At 51.7% G+C, this 20752-nt stretch carries 20 protein-coding genes and 1 pseudogene; 9 read left to right on the forward strand and 12 right to left on the reverse strand.

Annotated elements, in window-relative coordinates; all coding sequences use genetic code 11:
* Positions 1 to 2 precede the first annotated feature (2 nt).
* Complete coding sequence (livF, locus tag IG609_RS00435) at positions 3 to 704, forward strand: high-affinity branched-chain amino acid ABC transporter ATP-binding protein LivF (RefSeq protein WP_010306529.1); 702 nt, start codon at positions 3 to 5, stop codon at positions 702 to 704.
* Positions 705 to 832: 128 nt separating this feature from the next.
* Positions 833 to 2023 (forward strand): aminotransferase-like domain-containing protein, encoded by a 1191-nt coding sequence (locus IG609_RS00440; RefSeq protein ID WP_193397794.1) that lies wholly within the window; start codon positions 833 to 835, stop codon positions 2021 to 2023.
* Positions 2024 to 2126: 103 nt separating this feature from the next.
* Here IG609_RS00440 and IG609_RS00445 read toward each other — a convergent pair whose 3' ends face one another.
* From IG609_RS00445 to ltnD, 8 genes are all read right to left on the reverse strand, one after another.
* Entirely contained in the window at positions 2127 to 3797 is a 1671-nt protein-coding gene (locus IG609_RS00445; RefSeq protein ID WP_193397793.1) for a methyl-accepting chemotaxis protein, read from the reverse strand.
* A gap of 750 nt (positions 3798 to 4547) precedes the next feature.
* The gene (locus tag IG609_RS00450; protein WP_193397792.1) at positions 4548 to 6218 is read right to left on the reverse strand and encodes a methyl-accepting chemotaxis protein; all 1671 of its coding nucleotides are present in this window, start codon (positions 6216 to 6218) and stop codon (positions 4548 to 4550) included.
* A 279-nt stretch (positions 6219 to 6497) separates the two neighbouring features.
* The gene (locus IG609_RS00455; RefSeq protein WP_193397791.1) at positions 6498 to 8177 is read right to left on the reverse strand and encodes a methyl-accepting chemotaxis protein; all 1680 of its coding nucleotides are present in this window, start codon (positions 8175 to 8177) and stop codon (positions 6498 to 6500) included.
* A 332-nt stretch (positions 8178 to 8509) separates the two neighbouring features.
* Complete coding sequence (locus IG609_RS00460; protein ID WP_193397790.1) at positions 8510 to 9868, reverse strand: GntP family transporter; 1359 nt, start codon at positions 9866 to 9868, stop codon at positions 8510 to 8512.
* Between the two features lie 187 nt (positions 9869 to 10055).
* Entirely contained in the window at positions 10056 to 10844 is a 789-nt protein-coding gene (gene otnI / locus IG609_RS00465) for a 2-oxo-tetronate isomerase (protein WP_193400699.1), read from the reverse strand.
* A 33-nt stretch (positions 10845 to 10877) separates the two neighbouring features.
* Positions 10878 to 11534 carry a 3-oxo-tetronate 4-phosphate decarboxylase gene (otnC, locus tag IG609_RS00470; RefSeq protein WP_193400702.1) on the reverse strand — a complete coding sequence of 219 codons (657 nt, stop codon included), beginning with the start codon at positions 11532 to 11534 and terminating at the stop codon, positions 10878 to 10880.
* Complete coding sequence (otnK, locus tag IG609_RS00475) at positions 11531 to 12805, reverse strand: 3-oxo-tetronate kinase (RefSeq protein ID WP_193400704.1); 1275 nt, start codon at positions 12803 to 12805, stop codon at positions 11531 to 11533. Before otnK ends, otnC begins: the two co-directional genes overlap by 4 nt.
* Positions 12802 to 13716: an L-threonate dehydrogenase gene (ltnD, locus tag IG609_RS00480; protein WP_193400706.1), complete on the reverse strand. Its 915-nt coding sequence runs from the start codon at positions 13714 to 13716 to the stop codon at positions 12802 to 12804. The genes otnK and ltnD overlap by 4 nt, the downstream gene beginning before the upstream one ends.
* 338 nt (positions 13717 to 14054) lie before the next feature.
* Here ltnD and ygbI point away from each other — a divergent pair, with 338 nt between their 5' ends.
* Positions 14055 to 14813 carry a DNA-binding transcriptional repressor YgbI gene (gene ygbI / locus IG609_RS00485; RefSeq protein WP_193400709.1) on the forward strand — a complete coding sequence of 253 codons (759 nt, stop codon included), beginning with the start codon at positions 14055 to 14057 and terminating at the stop codon, positions 14811 to 14813.
* Between the two features lie 23 nt (positions 14814 to 14836).
* On the opposite strand, the gene IG609_RS00490 is transcribed toward ygbI, so the two are convergent.
* The 3 genes from IG609_RS00490 to IG609_RS20545 are packed head-to-tail and all read right to left on the reverse strand — an operon-like array spanning position 14837 to position 15540.
* The gene (locus tag IG609_RS00490; RefSeq protein WP_039308513.1) at positions 14837 to 15166 is read right to left on the reverse strand and encodes a helix-turn-helix domain-containing protein; all 330 of its coding nucleotides are present in this window, start codon (positions 15164 to 15166) and stop codon (positions 14837 to 14839) included.
* A complete protein-coding gene (locus IG609_RS20540) occupies positions 15117 to 15317 on the reverse strand; it encodes a hypothetical protein (RefSeq protein ID WP_205562248.1) in 201 nt (66 codons plus the stop codon). Before IG609_RS20540 ends, IG609_RS00490 begins: the two co-directional genes overlap by 50 nt.
* Positions 15286 to 15540, reverse strand: coding sequence for a type II toxin-antitoxin system RelE/ParE family toxin (locus IG609_RS20545; RefSeq protein ID WP_404825823.1), 255 nt, complete (start codon positions 15538 to 15540; stop codon positions 15286 to 15288). The genes IG609_RS20540 and IG609_RS20545 overlap by 32 nt, the downstream gene beginning before the upstream one ends.
* A 221-nt stretch (positions 15541 to 15761) precedes the next feature.
* On the opposite strand from IG609_RS20545, the pseudogene IG609_RS00500 reads away from it, so the two are divergent.
* The 3 genes and pseudogenes from IG609_RS00500 to IG609_RS00510 form a co-directional block, all read left to right on the forward strand.
* Positions 15762 to 15905, forward strand: a pseudogene (locus IG609_RS00500) (DeoR family transcriptional regulator); the annotation flags it as partial.
* Positions 15906 to 16021: 116 nt separating this feature from the next.
* Positions 16022 to 16717 (forward strand): hypothetical protein, encoded by a 696-nt coding sequence (locus IG609_RS00505; RefSeq protein WP_193400710.1) that lies wholly within the window; start codon positions 16022 to 16024, stop codon positions 16715 to 16717.
* Between the two features lies 1 nt (position 16718).
* A complete protein-coding gene (locus IG609_RS00510) occupies positions 16719 to 17135 on the forward strand; it encodes a hypothetical protein (RefSeq protein WP_193400712.1) in 417 nt (138 codons plus the stop codon).
* 51 nt (positions 17136 to 17186) lie between these two features.
* Here the strand turns inward: IG609_RS00510 and IG609_RS00515 are convergent, their stop codons facing one another.
* The gene (locus tag IG609_RS00515; protein WP_125226370.1) at positions 17187 to 17393 is read right to left on the reverse strand and encodes a hypothetical protein; all 207 of its coding nucleotides are present in this window, start codon (positions 17391 to 17393) and stop codon (positions 17187 to 17189) included.
* A gap of 186 nt (positions 17394 to 17579) precedes the next feature.
* Here IG609_RS00515 and ugpB point away from each other — a divergent pair, with 186 nt between their 5' ends.
* The 3 genes from ugpB to ugpE all read left to right on the forward strand — a co-directional run bounded on the left by ugpB (position 17580) and on the right by ugpE (position 20745).
* Positions 17580 to 18914 (forward strand): sn-glycerol-3-phosphate ABC transporter substrate-binding protein UgpB, encoded by a 1335-nt coding sequence (gene ugpB, locus IG609_RS00520; protein ID WP_102118137.1) that lies wholly within the window; start codon positions 17580 to 17582, stop codon positions 18912 to 18914.
* A 72-nt stretch (positions 18915 to 18986) separates the two neighbouring features.
* Entirely contained in the window at positions 18987 to 19874 is an 888-nt protein-coding gene (gene ugpA / locus IG609_RS00525; RefSeq protein ID WP_039502377.1) for a sn-glycerol-3-phosphate ABC transporter permease UgpA, read from the forward strand.
* Positions 19875 to 19899: 25 nt separating this feature from the next.
* Positions 19900 to 20745 (forward strand): sn-glycerol-3-phosphate ABC transporter permease UgpE, encoded by an 846-nt coding sequence (gene ugpE, locus IG609_RS00530; protein ID WP_039275834.1) that lies wholly within the window; start codon positions 19900 to 19902, stop codon positions 20743 to 20745.
* The last annotated feature ends 7 nt before the right edge of the window (positions 20746 to 20752 follow it).

Below are 20752 nucleotides of genomic sequence, written 5' to 3' on the forward strand. Positions count from 1 at the left end.
TTATGCTGTCATTACATCAGGTTTCGGCCCACTACGGAAAAATTCAGGCGCTGCATCAGGTGAGCCTGCATATTAATCAGGGCGAGATTGTTACGCTGATCGGCGCGAACGGTGCCGGTAAAACCACGCTGCTGGGCACGCTGTGCGGTGACCCGCGCGCCACAGAAGGCACCATCACGTTTGATGGCAAGGACATCACGAACTGGCAGACCGCGCAGATTATGCGTGAAGCTATCGCGATTGTGCCGGAAGGGCGTCGCGTCTTTTCCCGCATGACGGTAGAAGAGAATCTGGCGATGGGTGGGTTCTTTGCCGAGCGCGATCAGTATCAGGAACGGATTGCGCGCGTCTACGATCTGTTCCCGCGTCTGTATGAACGACGCGCCCAGCGTTCCGGTACGATGTCCGGCGGTGAGCAGCAGATGCTGGCGATTGGCCGTGCGCTGATGAGCCAGCCGCGTTTATTGCTGCTGGACGAGCCGTCGCTGGGCCTGGCACCGATCATCATCCTGCAAATTTTCGATACGATCCAGCAACTGCGCGAAGAGGGCATGACCATCTTCCTGGTAGAGCAAAACGCCAATCAGGCGCTGAAACTGGCCGATCGGGGTTATGTACTTGAAAACGGCCATGTCGTATTGGAAGATACCGGAGCGGCATTGTTAGCTAATGAAGCGGTACGTTCGGCCTATCTGGGCGGATAATTTTAGAGCAGATCTACCCTAAATCATTCGAGCGGCGGAACGCCAACGCGCATGCTGCTTGAAGGATTACAGGGAGAATCGTTATCGGGCCGGTTTACCGGCCTGTTTCGTAGAAGGGTTAAGAAGAAATGGCCATTGAAGGGTTGTTAGCGCACCGCATCGCTCGGTTAAAAAGTTCCGCCATCCGTGAACTGCTGAAACACAGCAAGATGGAAAATATTATCTCGCTGGCTGGCGGGATTCCGTCAGATGCATTATTTGATTTCGAAGGGCTAAGCCAGGCCACGCAGTTAGCGATTACCGAACAGCCGAAAACGGCATTCCAGTATGGTTTAACCGAAGGCAGCGGCGTGTTGCGCGATCGCATTGCCGAGCTGTGCGCCGTACGCGGCGTAAAAACGCGCGGTGACGACATTGTCGTGACGGCCGGTTCGCAGCAGGCGCTTGACCTGATCATGCGTGCGATGGTCGATCCGGGCGATGTGTTCGTCGTTGAACGCCCGACTTACTTGGCTGCGCTGCAAACGCTGGAACTGGCGCAGGCGCAGGTGATGTCGGTGTCGTCCGATGCCGACGGCATGGTCGTCGACGAGTTGGAAGTGTTGCTGAAGAAACAGCGCATCAAAGGCGTTTATATCGTTCCGAACTTCGGTAACCCGAGCGGCGTGACGCTGAGCTATGAACGTCGCCTGAAATTGGTTCAACTGGCAGAGCGCTACGGTTTTGTCATTATCGAAGACGATCCCTATGGCGAGCTGCGCTTCACCGAAGAGCGCAACCCGACGCTGTTCCAACTGGCGCAAGAGCAACTGGGTAGCACGGAATACGTGCTGTATACCTCTACGTTCTCGAAGGTGCTGGCACCGGGATTACGTCTCGGCTGGGCGATTCTGCCGGATTGGCTGTTGCACAAAGTCGCGATTATCAAACAGGCCGCTGACCTGCATGCCAGCGCATTATCGCAGACCGTCGCGGAATGCTATCTGGGATTAGGACGTCTGGATACGCAGATCGAGAAAATTCGCCACGCATATAAGCACAAAGGCGAACTGCTGGCACAACTGGTCGAGAAGGAACTGGGTGATGTGATCACCTTCAACCAACCGAAAGGTGGGATGTTCCTGTGGGCGAAGTTCCGTCAGGACGATTTCAACACGACGGAATGGCTGAAGAAGACGCTGGATCAGGGCGTGGTCTTCGTGCCGGGCGAGTTCTTCTTCCCAGATAATCTCGATTACTCAACGCTGCGTCTGTCCTTTGCGACGGCAACGGATGAGCAAATGCATGAAGCGGTGGCTCGCCTGCGTCGGGCGCTGTAATCGCCGATAACGGATTACCCGCTAATGTAAAAAGCCGCTGAAGAGTCAGCGGCTTTATTTTGTGTGCTAAGTGGCTCCGGAATCTATCACTTGGCCGCGTTCGTTAAAAGGTTTCCCAATTATCACGGCTTGTGCTGCCTGGTGTACCAGCCAGAGCCAGCCTCGGTGTCGTCGGCTTCTTCGCTTGTGATGTCAGCCGTGGTGCTGGCGTTTGAACGCCGCTGATTTTGAACACGCCCATTAATTCCAGCAGCGTTCTGGCTTGCTCACTCAGGCTGTCGGCGGCGGAGGCAGATTCTTCAACCAGCGCGGCGTTCTGTTGCGTCACCTGATCGAGCTGATTCACCGCATCATTCACCTGAGCAACGCCCTGTTCCTGCTCGTGCGTGGTCAGGCCAATTTCACTGAGCAGGTTGGCAACGTGCTGAGACTTTTCGACGATCTCTTTGATGGTGATGCCCGCATCGTTAACCTGTTTCTCCCCCATTTCCACGTTGGCCACACTTACGCTAATCAGATCTTTGATTTCACGCGCGGCAGAAGCGGAACGCTGTGCCAGAGATCGCACTTCACCGGCGACCACGGCGAAGCCACGGCCTTGTTCACCCGCTCTGGCTGCTTCAACGGCAGCGTTGAGCGCCAGAATATTGGTCTGGAAGGCAATACCGTCAATCACACCGATAATATCGCCAATTTTACGCGAACTGGCGATAATATCTTCCATCGTACGCACAACGTTATTGACCGCATCGCCACCTTTTTGCGCCGTCGTGCTGGCGGAATGGGCCAACTCTGTTGCGGTGCGCACGGTGGCGGCATTTTGCTTCACCGTGGTATTCATTTGTTCCATTGAGGCGGCAGTTTCCTGAAGATTTGCAGCCTGTTCTTCCGTGCGCTGGCTCAGATCGGTGTTTCCCATCGCAATCTGCGTCGCGCCTGTAGCGATAGATTCGCTGCTCTGGTGCACTTGACCGACGAGGTTGCTCAGGTTTTGACGCATCTCTTCCATCGCGGCCAGCACGCTAGTGGTATCACCGTCGCGCAATTCAATCGCAACGGCCAGATTCCCTTGCGCAACCTGACGCGTGACTTCCAACGTGTAGGCCGGTTCTCCCCCGAGCTGACGTTTAATGGTTCGAGTTATCCACCATGAGATTATTGCGCCCAACACAACAGCAAGCAGGGCGATGATGACCATCAATGTACCTGCGCTGGTAGCATTCTTTAAGGACTGGTTAGCAGCATCAACCGTAATCTTCTCTTGCCAACTAACCATATCATTCAATGCGCTGAAGACGATATCCTGCTTAGCCTGAACGTCGGTTAATAGTAGGTCTTGAGCTTCTTTGTTCCTGTGTGCCGTGGCCAGTGCGATGGCGCTTCTTATGCTGTCGTTATAGGCTGGTCGCACGCGATCCAGTACCGCAATCAGTTCTTGTGAGTGTTGATCGATAGCGCGGTCGCGTATTTTGGCGAGTAACGCATTATTACGGGCGATCATATTGTCGATGTGGGTTTTCTCTTCCTGTATCTTTTGGCTGTTTTCCCGCATCGTGAGGTTTCTGATGGTGATCGCGTTAGTGTTTATGTTGTCTTTAAACTCCTTCATCATCATGAGGTTGGTAATGCGGACTTGCGACAGCAGTTGGATGTTTTCTCCGAGCTTGTCGAGTTGGATACGGCCAAATACCGCCACCAGAAATCCGATAGCGATGACCAGGGTAAAGCCAGTCCCTAGCATTTTACCCAGGCTACTCTTTTTTATGAGATTCATTGTGTCCCTTATTATATGTTGAGAATGAATATGGTTGGTGTCGGCGTGCTTTAAACGTGAAATAGGCGTTGCGAAAATGTATTTATTTTGCAAGCACCATCACGTTGATACCCTAAAGACTCGCGTCGCAGAAAGATAAATAAACATGCGACTTGAAGAATGACAGGTATATCCTTTCCCGTAATCGTTGCCTGTTTTCCTTGGCTAATAAACTTATCCTAAGTTTACTTTTTCCTGTCACGCTTTCCGGTAAGTAGTCGTCGTGTCTGGTGCGCTAAAACATAGACAAATAAGGGTAAATGATGGCGCTGGAGTATAAAAGGTGGCGGTAAAAGCCGCAATATCTCTATGGGTTAGAGAAAAAATAAACTGGAGTCATACTGTAATGCTAAATTGACAATCATGTTAATAAACGTTGTGGTTATGATTTTTTGCTTATTTATTCAACGCTGAGGGGTGTTTATTTTTTATTCATTCTTTTTTTTCGAACAACATGATGTTTTTACCTTCATATATTTGATGTTTTTATCATCGAACATTGCATTACTTGTTTTTTTATTGATTTTATTCAATTACGTTTAATATAAAATGCATTGCTGATTTTTCTCTTTATTCATTGTCTTTCCCTATTGAAAGATTTCGCTCGTCATTGTCGATGAGGGTCGGAAAGGTAATGTGAGACGTTCGGGTCATAAAGGGATCAAAAAACCGCCGATCGCTCAGCGGTTTTGGGGGACTTTTGGCTGGCTGTTAAAAGGTTTCCCAGTTTTGCTTATCGTTTCCCGCGCTGCTTTTAGGATTGGCGAGAGAGAGTGTGGCGCTGGTAGGTCTTTTCAGCTGTGGTGCAATGCGTGGTGACGATCCGCCCTCTACGGTGAAGGTTTTCATGAGCTCGACCAGATGGGCCGCTTGATCGCTCAGGCTATCGGCAGCGGAAGCGGATTGCTCAACGAGCGCGGCATTCTGCTGCGTCACCTTATCAAGCTGGTTAATCGCATCATGAATCTGCGAGACGCCGGATTCTTGTTCCTGCGTCGTCACGCCAATTTCGTTAATCAGATCGGCAACGTGGCGGGCCTGACGCACCAGTTCTTCGATTGTCGTTCCCGCATCGCTGACCAGTCTGGAGCCTACTTCGACTTTCTCAACGCTGTGGCCGATGAGCTCTTTAATCTCTTTGGCTGCCGTTGCAGAACGCTGTGCCAGCGAGCGAACTTCGCCTGCTACGACCGCAAAGCCACGACCTTGTTCACCTGCGCGTGCGGCTTCTACCGCGGCGTTAAGTGCCAGAATGTTGGTCTGGAAGGCAATACCGTCAATGACGCTAATGATGTCGCCAATTTTGTGCGAGCTGTCGGTAATCTCTTTCATGGTGATAACGATATTGCCGACGGCTTCACCGCCTTTCGCCGCGGTATTGCTGGCGGCCTGCGCCAGTTGAGCGGCATTGCGCACCGTATCGGCATTCTGACGCACGGTCTGGCTCATTTCTTCCGTGGAGGCGGCGGTTTGTTGCAGATTCGCCGCCTGCTCTTCCGTACGCTGGCTGAGATCGGTGCTGCCTGCGGCAATTTGGCTGGCACCGGTTGCGATCGATTCGCTGCTCTCACGCACTTGCTCAACAATGCTGCTTAAGCTTTTGCGCATGTTGTTCATTGCGAACAGCAGGCTGGTATTGTCGCCTGATGTCAGATCGACCGGCATCGCGAGATTACCTTGTGCGATTTCCTGTGTGACCTGCGTGGCATAGGCGGGTTCGCCCCCCAGCTGCTTCTTGATATGGCGGGTAATCAGCCAGGCAATGCCTGCACCAAACAATGAAGCGATGACGGCCAGAACCAGCAGTGAATTGCCATTATAGTAGGACTCTTCTATCGCGTTGGTTGCCGTTTGCGTGGTGTAGTCTTTCTGCAACTGAATCATGTTGTTCAGATTGTTAAAAAGCCGGGTTTGTATGGGTTCAAGCTGGGTTTTCACCAACTCGATAGATTCGGCCTGCCTGTTGCTGAGTGACAACGCGACGGCCTGACGGCCCACGGTGGCAAATTCAGTGCGATTTTGCTGAAGCTCACCCAGAATATTGCGGACTTCGGTTGCACGTAAATTTTCTTCCAACTGAGTGACGAGTTTCGTGTTTTTGGCGCTCGTGGCTTCAATCAGTTTTTGATTGTCTTCCAGAACCTTTTGTTCGGTTGCGATAAGCATACGCAACGTGGCTTTGATCGTGACGTTAAGATTATCTTTCAATTCTTGTAGCACGATGAGGTTGGCGAGGTGGTGTTTGGCCAGCCTGTCAGTGGTATTACCGAGGCCAACTAGATGCATTCTGCCGAAAATGGCCACTAATAGGCCGATAACAATAACAATGGCAAAACCCGAACCGACCTGAGTACCCAGTTTCATTTTTCTTTTATTCTGCATGTTATCCTCATGACTTATTGACACTGTTTATTGTTATTAAGCGGATTTTCTTTTGCACGACGGGAGCGATGTACGACTGCAGTTTCTAAATCCTTCTGATGAATAACTAAGCAGTCCACTCTAGAATATCGGCATGACCAGAGAAAACATTGATTTTAATTGTCGATATTGCCGCATGCGGATGAGGCAAAAACAGGACATGCAGGAAATAGATGCTGCTGGCGGTGAAGGGATGTGAAAGTAAAGTGGGGGGATGTGCGATCCATCCCCCGCGTAGAATTAGAACTGCTCCCAGTTTTGGTTATCGCTTCTCGTGCTGCTTTTAGGATTAGCGAGAGAGAGTTTGGCGCTGTCAGGCCGTTTCAACGGCGGTGTAATACGCTGTGACGATCCGCCTTCAACGACGAACACTTTCATCAGTTCGACCAGACGGGCAGCCTGATCGCTCAGGCTATCGGCGGCAGAAGCGGATTGCTCAACGAGTGCGGCGTTCTGCTGTGTGACCTGGTCAAGTTGGTTCACGGCATCATGAATCTGCGAGACGCCGGATTCTTGCTCCTGCGTGGTGACGCCAATTTCGTTAAGCAGACCCGCAACATTGTGTGCCTGACGTACCAGCTCTTCAATCGTCGCGCCAGCGCTGTCTACCATGGCGGAACCGGCTTCCACCTTCTCGACGCTGTGGCCGATCAGCTCTTTGATTTCTTTTGCCGCAGAAGCGGAGCGTTGTGCCAGAGAACGCACTTCACCCGCAACCACCGCAAAACCACGGCCTTGTTCGCCAGCCCGTGCGGCTTCCACCGCGGCGTTGAGCGCCAGAATGTTGGTCTGGAAGGCGATGCCGTCAATGACGCTAATGATATCGCCAATTTTACGCGAACTGTCGGTAATCTCTTTCATGGTGACAACGATATTGCCAACGGCTTTGCCTCCTTTGGCTGCGGTATCGCTGGTGGCCTGTGCCAGCTGTGTGGCATTACGCACCGTCTCGGTGTTTTGGCGCACGGTCTGGCTTATTTCTTCCATTGAGGCGGCGGTTTGTTGCAGATTGGCCGCCTGCTCTTCTGTGCGCTGGCTAAGATCGGTACTGCCTGCGGCAATCTCGCTGGCACCGGTTGCGATCGATTCGCTGCTCTCACGCACCTGTTCAACAATCCCACTCAGGCTTTTGCGCATACCGTTCATGGCGGCCAGCACGCTGTGGTTGTCGCCGGGGCGCAGATCGACGCTGACGGCCAGATTTCCCTGTGCAACCTCTTGCGCGATGTATGCGGCGTAAGCGACTTCGCCACCCAGCAGATTTTTTATCGTGCGGGTAATCAAGATGGAGATAAAAATCCCGACGAAGACTGCGAACGCAGCGAACAGCAGCAGCGTATTGCCATCGTCTCTGGCTTTATGCATGGCGTTGGTCGTCGTTTCCATCGTTTGTTTTTTCTGCAACGCTGTCAGCCCGTCCAGAGCCGCAAAAACTGACGCCTGTGCGGGGGGTAATTCATTGACCATAACTAACGCGGCCTGCACTTTTTCTTCCGGCACCCCAGAGAGGCTTAATGCAATAGCTTTATTCACCGCTTTCAGATAAACCGGCCGAGCCTGCGTAAGTTGTTCCAGCAAGGCACGCGCCTCCGGTTCGGCAAGCTGTTTATAGACTTTTTCCAGCGCTTCACTATTACGGGTAATTTGCTGATCTAAAATGCGTTTTTCTTCCTGGATACGCGCGCTGTCTTGTGACAGCCCGATATTACGGACAACACGGGCGACAACCTCAAAGCCACTCTTGGTGTCCTGAATCAGAAGCAGGTTGGTCAGGTTTTTTTCAGAGAGTGATTCAATATCTTTACCCAGATTGGCGAGATGGACGCGCCCCAGAATGGCAACCATCAGACCGATAATGATGACAGAAGCGAAACCTGCGCCAAGCATGGCACCCAGTTTCATTTTTGATAGAAAATTCATAATGTTCCTTTATTATTTTTCATTGATTGATGCAGGCTTTGCCTTATAGATTGGGCATCCTTTGCGACAGGTCAGGAATTGGGTGCACTTCTGATTAATTACATTAATGTGTGCGGTATGCCAATTTGCGAGAGTAGGCAGGAAAACGCGTTGTTTCTTACCTGAAGATATTATAAAGGCAGAATAAAAACGGGTAGATGTGGAATACGGGAGTAAAAAGGGCGCATTTTTCAGCATAAAGGAGGTATGTACATGCATTATTCAGTTGATACCAACGGGGAAGCCGCAGCCTCCCCATTGTGAAATTTCACGCTATTACAGCACCAGCGCTATTACAGCACCAGCCACAATGCCCAGGTGAAGAGGAACCCAGCCAGCCCGAGGATCGTCGTCAGCACCGTCCAGGTGCGCAGGCCGTCGGCGACGGACAGCCCCAGATATTTGGTGACAATCCAGAAGCCAGAGTCATTGACGTGCGACAGGCCCAGTCCGCCAAAGCAGGCAGAGAGCGTCACCAGCACCAGCTGCATCTGGTTCAGGCCGCTGACGGCTTCGCTCAGCAGGCCGCAGGTGGTGAGAATGGCAACGGTAGCGGAACCTTGCGAGGCACGCAGCGCCAGTGACAGAAGAAACGCGGCAGGCACCAGCGGCAGGTGAATGCTGGTCAGCGTATCCGCCAGCGCCTTACCGACACCGGATTCCACCAGCACTTTACCGAATACGCCGCCCGCACCGGTCACCATGATGACGACCGCCGCGGCAGGCATGGCATCGCCCATAATGTTGCCGGTCTTTTCAAGCGACCAGCCTCTACGCATAGCGATAAAGTAAAAGGCGAGTGCCAGGGCAATCAGTAGCGCAACCGCAGGGGAACCGACCAACGTGGTGATATTACGCAGCGGGTGGCCTGCTGGGAACAGCGTCGCCGCCACGGTGCCGAGCATAATAATGGCGATAGGGATGACAATCAGCGCCGTAACCAGACTGGCGGAAGGCGCATTATTATGTGGCGCCACCTCATTTTTTTCTTCAGTTTTTGCTAATTGCAGTTGCTCCAGCACATCAACAGATAGCGCGTACTGCCGACGGTTAATATATTTTGCAACCCAGAAACCGATAATGCCGACAGGAATAGAGATCGCCAGCCCCAATATGGTTAACCAGCCCACATCGGCTTTTAACAAACTGGCCGCGGCCACTGGGCCTGGGTGAGGAGGAAGCGCAACGTGCACAGTCAGCATGACACCGGCGACGGGCAAACCGAATTTGAGTGGAGAGACTTTCGCGACTTTCGCAAAGCCGTAAATGATCGGGGCGAGGATAATAAAGCCGACATCAAAAAATACCGGAATGCCGAGAATAAATGCCGCTATGGTCAATGCGGCAATGACGCGTTTTTCTCCCAGTGTTTGCGTGAATTTCTTTGCCAAAGACTCAGCACCACCAGAAACCTCGATCATTCTGCCTAGCATGGCACCTAGCCCAATGATCATGGTGATCGAACCGAGTACCCCGCCCATTCCACTGGACATCACTTTCATTATTTCTTCTGTGGGTATTCCGGTTGCTAATGCAACCAATAGACTGACAACCAGCAGGGCGACAAAGGGCTGTATTTTAAATTTAATGACCATCAGCAGCAGGAGTAATACCCCGGCGATAGCGATGCAGAGTAAGAGCGAGGTGGCCATGTTCTTATCCTCATTGACCCATTTTTCAATTCAGAGGCTGAAAAGGTAGTGGGTATCTGTTTGTTATTTGAATAAAGGGATGCCTCGACTCCTGCAATATATACAGGAGTCTGACTTATTCTTTTTTATTTATTCGCGTCTAACGACTATGTTTCTGGTGTTGACATTATTATCCTGGATAAGTGAATTAGTGTTTTTTCTCCAGCCAAGGTTTAGCCCATCCCAATCCGTCTTCCGTTTTACCGCGTGGGTTATATTCACAGCCAACCCAGCCGGAATAATTCACGCGATCCAATTCGGCAAAGATGAACGGATAATTAATTTCCCCTTCATCGGGTTCGTGTCGTGCAGGAACCGAAGCAATTTGAATATGTCCGATACGGTCAGCCAAATCGTGAATAATTTGCGTCAGGTTGCCATCGACAATTTGTGCGTGGAAGAAATCCAGCTGGATATACACATTCGGTCGGTCGATCAGATTGGCTAATTCCAGCGCCTGATACTGACTGGCGAACAGATAATTCGGTTTCACTTTCGCACTCAGCGCCTCAATCATGATATTGATGCCGTGCGGCGCAAATTTATCGGCGGCATAGCGCAGGTTATCGATAAAGGTTTGCTGATAGGCCGCGCGGTCTTCACCGGGCGGCACGACGCCCCCCATCACCAACACCGACGGGCAGTTGAGTGCTAGCGCATATTCCAGCGCGTTATCGATATCCCAGCGGGCATCTTCAATGCGGTCGGGCAGCGCAGAAACGCCCCATTCACCCGCAGCAATATTGCCGGGCGCGGTATTGAATAACACCTGCTTCAGGCCATTTTCCCGCAGCTTTTCCGCTAGCAGCGGTGCCGGATAGTCATAAGGAAACAGGTACTCAACCGAGGTGAAACCCGCATCGGCAGCGGCTTTAAAACGGTCGAGAAACGGCACATCGGTAAACAGCATAGAAAGATTGGCAGCAAACTTAGGCATGGTTAACTCCTTGGCTCAGCAAAAAATGGCTCATCAAGATAGCTCTGCAATATCGTCAGCGGTGAGGTAGCGAATTTTTCGATCGCCGAGAATAAAAATCAGCTTGGCGGTTTCTTCCAGCTCTTCCATGTTGTCCGCCGCCGCTCGCAGATCTTTACCAGTGACGACAGGGCCGTGGTTAGCCAATAAGAACGCCTTGTAGCGCGAGGCCAGCTTCGCCAGATCTTCACCGAGCCGGGCATCGCCGGGGCGGTAATAAGGCACGACGGGCACTTTACCGACGCGCATGACCACATAAGGTGTGAACGGCTTGATGGCATCCTGCGTGTCCAACCCTTCCAGACACGAGAGCGCCGTCAGGTAAGTGCTGTGCAGGTGGACAATCGCCTTACAGTCGGGGTCGTTACGGTAAATCGACAGGTGAAAGCTGACCTCTTTCGACGGTTTATCCCCAGAGATCCACTCGCCGCTCAGGCTGACTTTGGACAGCCGCTCGGCATCCAGTTCGCCAAGGCAGGAGCCGGTCGGCGTTGCCAGCAGCGTGCCGTCATCCAATAGCAGCGAGAGATTGCCCGCTGAGCCAGTGGCGTAGCCGCGCTGGAAAAAGGACGCGCCCAGCTTGACCATTTCCGCGCGTGCGCGTTGTTCGTTGTTCAACGCAGCTTCTGTGCTGTGGTGTGTTTCACTCATGCAGCAAACTCCTTTTGGGCGCGGGCAAAAAAGTCTTCATCACCGAAATTGCCGGATTTCAACGCCAGAGAGAGTGGATGATTGGTCGAACGCACCCACGGCACGCCGGGAGAAATGGACGGCCCGATATGGAATGCGTGAATGCCCAGCGTTTGCACCACGATGCTGGAGGTTTCCCCGCCCGCGATGATGAAGCGCTGGAAGTCATCCTGCTGAAGCTGGCGGGCGACGGCGGCAAACAGTTTCTCAACCGCCTGGCTGCTGGCTTCTGCGCCCCAGCGCTGCTGAATCTGCGCCAGTTCGTCGGGTGATGACGTGGCGTACAGCAGCGGCGCGAGTGCGTCACCACGATGTGCCTTCACCCAGTCTGCCAGTTCCTGCACATAGACTTGCTGAGCATCATCGCTTTCCAGACAACGAGCGACGTCAATCGCGCGCCCCGCTGCCTGTTTCAGGTAGTGAGCGACCTGTTTGTTGGTCATCACTGAGCAGGAACCGGACAGTACAACGCCTGCGCCGGATTGTGGCTTACCTGCCTCGGTGGCGGAGCCAGTCTGTGCTGCGGGCTCTGCCCACTGACGTGCCAGGCCAATCGCCAGGCCGGAACCACCGGTGACCAGCTTCATGTCGCGCAGCGCTTCGCCCTGCGTTAACAGGTGCTGTTCGTTCAGCGTATCCAGCACCACATAGCGTATGCCTTGTTCTTTCAACTGCGTCAGCCGCTGCTTAACGGCCTCTGCACCCTGATCCATCACCGCATACGGCACCAGCCCGCAGCGTCCGGCTGCCTGCTGTTCCATGACGCGCATCAGGTTGCTGTCCGTCATCGGCGTGACGGGATGGTGGCGCATCCCAGATTCAGACAGCAACTGATCCATCACGAATAAATGGCCCTGATAGACGGTTCTGCCGTTCACCGGCAGCGCCGGAGAGATGATGGTTTGCGTTTCGCCGAGCTGCTCTAACAGCGCATCGGTCACCGGACCGATGTTGCCTTTCGCGGTGCTGTCGAAGGTGGAACAATATTTAAAGTAGAACTGCTGGCAGCCCTGCTGTTGCAGCCACGCCAGCGCCTTGAGTGAATCCGCCACGGCCTGTTCCGCCTGGCAGGAACGCGATTTCAGGCTAATCACCACGGCCTGCGTGTCGACCTTAAAATCGGACGGCGGTACGCCGTTGAGCTGCACGGTCGGCAGCCCGTTGTTCACCAGAAAGCTGGCGATATCCGTGGCGCCGGTAAAATCGTCGGCAATCACACCTAGCTTGATCATGGTGCCTCCTTCTTTTCCGGCAGCGTAATGCCGTTAAAAATCTTGATGACCGCGCTGTCGTCTTCTTTACCGAATCCGGCGTTGCTGGCGGCGGTAAACATGTTGAATGCCGTGGAGGCCAGCGGCAGCGGGAAATGGAGCGATTTGGCGGTGTCGGTGACCAGTCCCAGATCTTTCACGAAAATATCAACGGCGGATTTTGGCGTGTAGTCGCCGTCCACAACGTGGCGCATGCGGTTTTCAAACATCCAGGAATTCCCGGCAGCGTTGGTCACCACGTCGTACATAATATCCAACGGGATATCCGCACGCGCGGCCAGTGCCATTGCTTCTGCGCCGGCGGCGATGTGTACGCCTGCCAACAGCTGGTGGATAATTTTAACGGTCGCACCCAGCCCGATCTCTTCACCGATGCGATAGACCTTGCCCGCGACGGCATCGAGCACAGGTTTCAGTTTCTCAAAAGCCAGATCGGAGCCGGATGCCATCACCGTCATGTCGCCTGCGGCAGCTTTTGCCGCCCCGCCGGATACCGGTGCATCCAGCATGATGAGCTGGTGCTCAGCCAGACGCTGTTCAATGTTTTTGGCATCCTGCGCGGAGATCGTGGAAGACACCATAACCACGGTGCCGGGCGTGAGTTTCGCTGCGACCTGCGGCTCACCGAACAGAATCCCGTTAACCTGCGCGGCGTTTACGACCAACAGCAGCACGGCATCCAGCTTGTCAGCGAAGGCATCAATATGTGTCTCTGCCTGTGCCGCCCCCGCCTGACGTAAGCGTTCCAGTGCTTGCGGATTGATATCGACACCGTATGTCGTCAGGCCAGCGTTGATGCAGGACGCCGCAGCGCCAAAGCCCATGGAACCCAGACCGATAACGGCGACAGCATAATCAGAAGTCTTTTTCATCGTGGTTGCCTTGTTAAAATTAGTGATTTTTTGTTCTCTGGTGTTAAATATAAGGACTATCAGAACAAATTGTGGTGATTTTTATCACATAAATTAACATTGAGATCGTGATGATTCAGTGTAGTTGAACCTCGCTGGGAAGGTAATTTCCATTATTATCTTTAAATATCATTATATTATCTCTATTTTGGCATTGAGTGATGAGAAAGGTTGTTATGTCTGGCGTGGTTTATGACGTGAATTTATGATAATTATCGTCATCAAGCGGGGTGTTTCTCACAATATTTATCAGCCCCCCTATTTATCAGACCAGCACAATCAAACAGGGAACGGACAGCGTGATTCCAGTAGAACGTCATCAACAGATTCTGGCGCTGATCGCCGAGCGCGGCGCGGTAAGCATTAACGAACTGACCGAGCGACTGGGCGTGTCGCACATGACGGTACGGCGCGATGTGCAAAAGCTGGAGCAGGACGGCCTGCTGCTGAGTGTCTCCGGCGGTGTGCGCTCGCCTGAACGGCTGGCGATTGAGCCGTCGCATCAGGATAAATCGGTGATGTTCAGCCAGCAGAAAGAAGCAATTGGCAAACTGGCGGCACAGCATATCCCGTTCAATAGCTGCATTTATCTGGATGCGGGCACTACCACGCTATCGCTGGCGCGCGAACTGGCCGATCGTGACGATCTGCTGATTGTCACCAACGATTTTGTTATCGCAGCCTTTCTGATTGAGTCCAGCCAGTGCCGTATGATCCACACGGGCGGCACGCTGTGTCGGGAAAACCGCTCTTGCATTGGGGAAGGGGTGGCGCAGGCGCTGCGCCACCTGTTTATCGATATTGCGTTTATTTCCGCCTCTTCATGGAGCCTGCGCGGGCTGTCCACGCCGAATGAAGACAAAGTGGTTGTGAAACGCGCGGCGGTGGAAGCCAGCAGCAAATGCGTCCTGCTGTGCGACACCTCAAAATACGGCCGCATCGCCACCCATCTCGCCACGCCGCTCAGCGTCTTCGACAGTATCATCACCGACGATGGCTTGCCTGCCGCCGCCAAAGAAGCCTTGAGCAAAATGGGGGTTGAGGTACTGGTGGCGTGAAGGAGGGGATTATGTCTGTTTGTCTAACTGGCAAAAATATCCAGACCTTTCTCGTTGATTATATTGAGAAGACGTAGTGCAGCCCCTGAGGGTTTCTTCTCATTTCGTTCCCATTTTGAGACGCTCTCAACGGACATATTGAGAGCGTAAGCTAAAGAAGATTGCGACATTTTATAACGGGAACGCATGTTCTGAATGTCTGCTCCGCTCATTGCGTGAGCTTGCTCAATGCGTTCACGGAATTCCCTTGCTGCAACCCGATTATTGATGCGTTCCATCGTGGTATCAGTGATACCTCCATGTTCATGCAGGCTTTTCGCCATTTCCTGTAGCTCTTTCATTTTTGCAGCCATCGCATTCCACCTCTCGTAGTTCTTTCACTTTTACTAATTGAGCTATTTGTTGAACGGTGAGTTGAAATAGGTCACCAGCAATGTCTTTATAAACAGCCAGCTCATCATCCTGAATTTCTTTAACGCCTTTCCTGACCTGATTTTTTTCCATCCATCGGCAAAAAATAGATTAGAGCCAGCTTGAAAAAGATGATTGTTCTGGCTCCTGCACTCTTTCCGGCATTCAATGCAATTCGTTTTTTAAGCACGCCACCGCCAAGGTCACCCTCAAAACTGCCATTCATCACCTCATGAGCAATCTTACAAAGATAACTATCAGAAAGTATTTCGCTTTTTAGTTTTTTATCGAAGAGCTTAGTGGTGTATACCGCCACGGTTAATCCTTAAACATGACTAGTAATAATAACTATAGTCTAAATTACGGGTTTTCTGCAATGGTTGCAATTGTAGTGGCACGAAATAGTATGTTTAATCGGTGCTTTTATCTTTCCCTCTCTTAGTCATTTCCCCGTCATTTTCCAGCTATTTTTTCTGTCATACGCGCATGCCATGTTTGTTTTCGCCTAAAAAACGCTGTGATGTTCAGCCAGCAGAAAACGCGTCGAAATACGGTCGCATTGCCACCCATCTTGCCACGCCGCTCAGCGTCTTCGACAGCATCATCACCGACGACGGCCTGCCCGCCGCCGCCAAAGATGCATTATGTAAAATGGGGGTTGAGGTGCTGGTGGCGGGGTGAGAGGGATAGCTAAATTGGGACGGTCTAACTATCGTCTTGAGTCGAATGTGGAAATAAACGTATTATCGCGATGTCGTTAATTAAATAAACTCATGAAAAACAAAGGAATGTAAATAATGAGCGTGCGTAGTGAAATTATTGATGGCCGACAAGCCTCTGGTGTGACATATGGCTTGATTTATACCGAGGTGCTAGGGTGGATTGATTTAGGCCATGCGAAAGGGGACGACATTAAGGATATTATTCAACAAATGTATGTCGGAGAGAATACTGAAGACGGAATGCCATACTACGATGTGACCTATAAACAAGGCATGATTGGACTCAGAAGAAGTGTCACTATCAACCGGTTTATTAAATGGCGGATAAAAAAAGGAAGGTCTCTTCAAGAAAGACATCGCATTGCTCTTGCTATGATGCTCACCGTAGCGAAACGGTTTGAATCTATGCAGGCCTCTTTTCCATTCAATTTAGTTACAGATAGTGGATTTAGTGGGGAAGATCTTGTTTCAGATTTATTAGGTTTTTACCGAGTGGTTTCTACTCCTAATCCTTTTTATTTATTACGGCCAGTGAGTAAAGAAGAAGCATTAAAACGATGGGATTTTTATGGCCCTATCGGAAATTTTAAAAACATAGGATTCCGCCCTATTTTATTTCCAGACCCTGAGAAGATGCCGCATGCTCAACCTCGATTGGGGTATCTCCCCTCTTTTATGCAAACAATACAACCCTATAATGATTTTAAGTCAGGAAACGTAGGTATTGCATCCTACGATGGCACTGAAATAATAACTCATCTATTTGAATAAAATGAAAAAAAAGATAATTATATTACTCGCTGTATCGCTCCTCATTGCCTTGCCGCTTATCTATTATTGGCCTGCATTAGTCATTCTGATGGAAGGAAGTTCTCGCTATTCGGAGCTGGACACCCGACGGTATGAAATGCTTACGGACGATATCATTAAAAATAGCCCGCGCATTTCTTCTCTCTATGATTTTGGCTATGCAACGGTTGATGGCCCTGCGTTGGAAGTCAGCAATATTACGTTTCAAAATACCAATGATGCGACAAACATACGCAGCTATCTAGCGTCGCTTGGTTTTACGCTGAGTTACACAGACACGACGGGTGAGTATTGGAAGTCTACGGATTCAGATAAAACTATACATATAGGAATCATCAACGATCCGAAAACCGTTATCGTTGATGCCATTCGAAAATAGCCTTGAGTAGGGTATTCAGAGTGTTTAATAGAACCTTATGGTTTCATGCCGTTATTCTAGCCTTTGTTGCGATGGGGGCGGGCTAGAAGAACTATTCTGATTACGCTTTTTATTCTCGGCAATTTCATGCAGCGTCAATGGACTTTCGCCGCTTTCATCTCCTGCCAAGATAGCGTGGTATAAGGAGTAACGACCAGCATTATCTTGAATATTGGTTTTTAGACTGTTATTCCACTTCTTACGCTGGTTGTCGTCCATGTTTAGTGAAAACCTGTAAAATCTATTTACTGTAGGATAAAAGACTTCTTTACTTATGTCCTCCCCTTTCTTTGTCACTTTCCCGTCATTTTCCAGTTATTTTTCTGTCATGCACTCATGTCATGTTTACCTTCGCATAAAAAACGCCGTGATGATGGCGCATTTAATTGATTGCAGGAGACAGGCATGTTCAACAACACAATTCGTAAAACACATGCTATTCGCACCGCCGCGGCGTGTGTGGCATTAGCGCTGATGAGCGCCAGTGCGCAGGCCGCGACAGAAATTCCTTTCTGGCACTCCATGGAAGGCGAATTAGGGAAAGAAGTGAATTCTCTGGCTGACCGTTTTAACAAAGCGCACAGCGATGTAAAAATTGTGCCGGTCTATAAAGGCAACTACGAACAAAACCTGGCTGCCGGGATTGCGGCCTATCGTGCGGGGAATGCGCCCGCTATTTTGCAGGTCTATGAAGTCGGTACGGCGACCATGATGGCAAGTAAAGCCATCAAGCCTGTCTATGAAGTCTTCAAAGACGCAGGCATTAATTTCGATGAGTCGGTGTTTGTACCGACTGTCTCCGGTTATTACACCGATGCGAAGAGCGGTCACCTGCTGTCGCAGCCGTTTAACAGCTCCACGCCGGTGCTGTACTACAACAAAGATGCCTTCAAGAAGGCCGGCTTAGATCCTGAGCAGCCGCCGAAAACCTGGCAGCAGATGGCTGAGTACACCGCCAAACTGCGTGCAGCCGGGATGAAGTGTGGCTACGCCAGCGGCTGGCAAGGCTGGATTCAGATTGAAAACTTCAGTGCCTGGCACGGTCTGCCCGTTGCGAGCAAAAACAACGGCTTTGACGGCACCGATGCCGTGTTGGAATTCAACAAACCAACGCAGGTTAAGCACATTCAGCTGTTGCAGGACATGAACAAGAAGGGTGACTTCACCTATTTCGGGCGCAAAGATGAGCCGACCGAGAAATTCTATAACGGCGACTGCGCTATCACCACGGCCTCTTCCGGTTCGCTGGCGAATATTCGCGAACATGCCAAGTTCAACTACGGTGTTGGCATGATGCCATATGACGCCGATGCGAAAGGCGCACCGCAGAACGCCATTATCGGCGGAGCCAGCCTGTGGGTGATGGGTGGAAAAGATGCCGCGACCTACAAAGGCGTCGCTGAGTTTATGAAGTTCCTGGCCGAGCCAGAAAATGCGGCCGAATGGCACCAGAAAACCGGTTACCTGCCGATCACCACGGCAGCGTATGAGCTGACGCAGAAGCAGGGCTTCTATGAGAAAAACCCAGGTGCGGATATCGCTACGCGTCAGATGCTGAACAAGCCACCGTTGCCGTTCACCAAAGGTCTGCGTTTGGGCAACATGCCGCAGATTCGTACCGTTGTGGATGAAGAATTAGAAAGCGTATGGACAGGTAAGAAGACGCCACAACAGGCGTTGGATAGCGCAGTAGAACGCGGTAACGCGCTGCTGCGTCGCTTTGAACAATCGACGAAGTAATACGCTTCTGTTGAGCAATATCGGGCCGAAGGGAATCGGCCTGTTTCTTTTCTGTTTGCAATGAGTTACCGCATGACATCATCCCGCCCCGTTTTTCGCAGCAGTTGGTTGCCTTACGTGCTGGTGTTACCTCAACTGCTGATTACCGTGATTTTCTTTATCTGGCCTGCTGGTCAGGCGCTGTGGTATTCGGTGCAGAACCTGGATCCATTTGGGCTATCCAGCGAATTTGTCGGCATGGAAAACTTCAGGCAACTGCTTAATAACCCTTACTACCTTGATTCGTTTTACACCACGCTGATATTCAGCTTTCTGGTGGCAGGGTTTGGCATGCTGATTTCACTCTTTCTGGCCGCGCTGGTGGACTACGTGATCCGTGCCAGCCGCCTGTACCAGACGTTGATCATCCTGCCGTATGCCGTGGCGCCCGCCGTTGCTGCCGTGCTGTGGATGTTCTTGTTTAACCCCGGTCTGGGGCTGATCACCCACTTTCTCGGGCTGCTGGGCTATACGTGGAACCACGCGCAGAACAGCGGTCAGGCGATGTTTTTAGTCGTGCTGGCGTCGGTCTGGAAACAGATTAGCTATAACTTCCTGTTCTTCCTTGCTGCGCTGCAATCGATCCCCCGTTCACTGGTGGAAGCGGGCGCGATTGATGGTGCTGGCCCCGTGCGGCGCTTCTTCAATCTGGTGCTGCCGATGATTTCTCCGGTGAGTTTCTTCCTGCTGGTGGTCAATCTGGTGTACGCCTTTTTCGATACCTTCCCGATTATCGATGCCGCAACGGCCGGTGGGCCTGTGCAGTCGACGACCACGCTGATCTACAAAATTTATCGTGAAGGCTTCGCAGGGCTGGATCTGTCCAGTTCGGCAGCGCAGTCGGTGGTACTGATGATATTGGTTATCGGGCTGACCGTGATTCAGTTCCGTTTTGTTGAGCGGAAGGTGAATTACCAATGAAGATAAATCTACAAGGTCAATGCCAATGATTGAGAATCGTCGCGGGTTAACTATTTTCAGCCATGTCATGCTGATCGTCGGTATTCTCGCCGTACTGTTTCCGCTGTACGTGGGGTTTGTGGCCGCCACGCTGGATAATCAGGAAGTCTTTCAGGCTCCGATGACGCTCATCCCCGGTTCTCACCTATGGGAAAACCTGCGTTATATCTGGCTGCACGGCGCGGGCAACAACACCACGCCGTTCGGACTGATGCTGCTCAACAGCTTCGTGATGGCGCTGGCGATTACGATAGGCAAAATCACCGTATCGATCCTGTCCGCTTACGCCATCGTCTATTTCCGTTTTCCGCTGCGCAACCTGTTCTTCTGGATGATTTTTCTGACGCTGATGCTGCCGGTGGAAGTGCGTATTTTCCCGACGGTGGAAGTGATCGCGCGGCTGGACATGATGGACAGCTACACCGGTTTAACGCTGCCGCTGATGGCCTCGGCGACCGCGACCTTCCTGTTCCGTCAGTTCTTTATGACGCTGCCGGATGAATTGATGGAAGCGGCGCGTATCGACGGTGCCAGCCCGATGCGTTTCTTCTTCGACATGGTTTTACCGCTGTCGAAGACCAATCTGGCGGCGCTGTTCGTGATCACGTTCATCTACGGCTGGAACCAATACCTGTGGCCGCTGCTGATTGTCAGCGATGCCGATCTGGGCACCGCAGTCGCTGGGATTAAAAGCATGATTGCCTCCGGCGATGGGGCCACGCAGTGGAATCAGGTGATGGCGGCCATGCTGCTGACTATGTTGCCGCCGCTGCTGGTTGTGCTACTGATGCAGCGCTGGTTCGTTCGCGGTCTGGTCGACAGCGAAAAATAAATCAAGA

This window comes from Pectobacterium quasiaquaticum (genome assembly GCF_014946775.2).
GTDB classification, from domain to species: domain Bacteria; phylum Pseudomonadota; class Gammaproteobacteria; order Enterobacterales; family Enterobacteriaceae; genus Pectobacterium; species Pectobacterium aquaticum.

What these genes read in the sequence shown, in the direction of transcription:
- livF (WP_010306529.1), top strand. Translation starts at nt 3, where the DNA reads ATGCTGTCATTACATCAGGTTTCGGCCCACTACGGAAAAATTCAGGCG.
- IG609_RS00440 (WP_193397794.1), top strand. Translation starts at nt 833, where the DNA reads ATGGCCATTGAAGGGTTGTTAGCGCACCGCATCGCTCGGTTAAAAAGT.
- IG609_RS00445 (WP_193397793.1), bottom strand. Translation starts at nt 3,797, where the DNA reads ATGAATCTCATAAAAAAGAGTAGCCTGGGTAAAATGCTAGGGACTGGC.
- IG609_RS00450 (WP_193397792.1), bottom strand. Translation starts at nt 6,218, where the DNA reads ATGCAGAATAAAAGAAAAATGAAACTGGGTACTCAGGTCGGTTCGGGT.
- IG609_RS00455 (WP_193397791.1), bottom strand. Translation starts at nt 8,177, where the DNA reads ATGAATTTTCTATCAAAAATGAAACTGGGTGCCATGCTTGGCGCAGGT.
- IG609_RS00460 (WP_193397790.1), bottom strand. Translation starts at nt 9,868, where the DNA reads ATGGCCACCTCGCTCTTACTCTGCATCGCTATCGCCGGGGTATTACTC.
- otnI (WP_193400699.1), bottom strand. Translation starts at nt 10,844, where the DNA reads ATGCCTAAGTTTGCTGCCAATCTTTCTATGCTGTTTACCGATGTGCCG.
- otnC (WP_193400702.1), bottom strand. Translation starts at nt 11,534, where the DNA reads ATGAGTGAAACACACCACAGCACAGAAGCTGCGTTGAACAACGAACAA.
- otnK (WP_193400704.1), bottom strand. Translation starts at nt 12,805, where the DNA reads ATGATCAAGCTAGGTGTGATTGCCGACGATTTTACCGGCGCCACGGAT.
- ltnD (WP_193400706.1), bottom strand. Translation starts at nt 13,716, where the DNA reads ATGAAAAAGACTTCTGATTATGCTGTCGCCGTTATCGGTCTGGGTTCC.
- IG609_RS00490 (WP_039308513.1), bottom strand. Translation starts at nt 15,166, where the DNA reads ATGGCTGCAAAAATGAAAGAGCTACAGGAAATGGCGAAAAGCCTGCAT.
- IG609_RS20540 (WP_205562248.1), bottom strand. Translation starts at nt 15,317, where the DNA reads ATGGAAAAAAATCAGGTCAGGAAAGGCGTTAAAGAAATTCAGGATGAT.
- IG609_RS00505 (WP_193400710.1), top strand. Translation starts at nt 16,022, where the DNA reads ATGAGCGTGCGTAGTGAAATTATTGATGGCCGACAAGCCTCTGGTGTG.
- IG609_RS00510 (WP_193400712.1), top strand. Translation starts at nt 16,719, where the DNA reads ATGAAAAAAAAGATAATTATATTACTCGCTGTATCGCTCCTCATTGCC.
- IG609_RS00515 (WP_125226370.1), bottom strand. Translation starts at nt 17,393, where the DNA reads ATGGACGACAACCAGCGTAAGAAGTGGAATAACAGTCTAAAAACCAAT.
- ugpB (WP_102118137.1), top strand. Translation starts at nt 17,580, where the DNA reads ATGTTCAACAACACAATTCGTAAAACACATGCTATTCGCACCGCCGCG.
- ugpA (WP_039502377.1), top strand. Translation starts at nt 18,987, where the DNA reads ATGACATCATCCCGCCCCGTTTTTCGCAGCAGTTGGTTGCCTTACGTG.
- ugpE (WP_039275834.1), top strand. Translation starts at nt 19,900, where the DNA reads ATGATTGAGAATCGTCGCGGGTTAACTATTTTCAGCCATGTCATGCTG.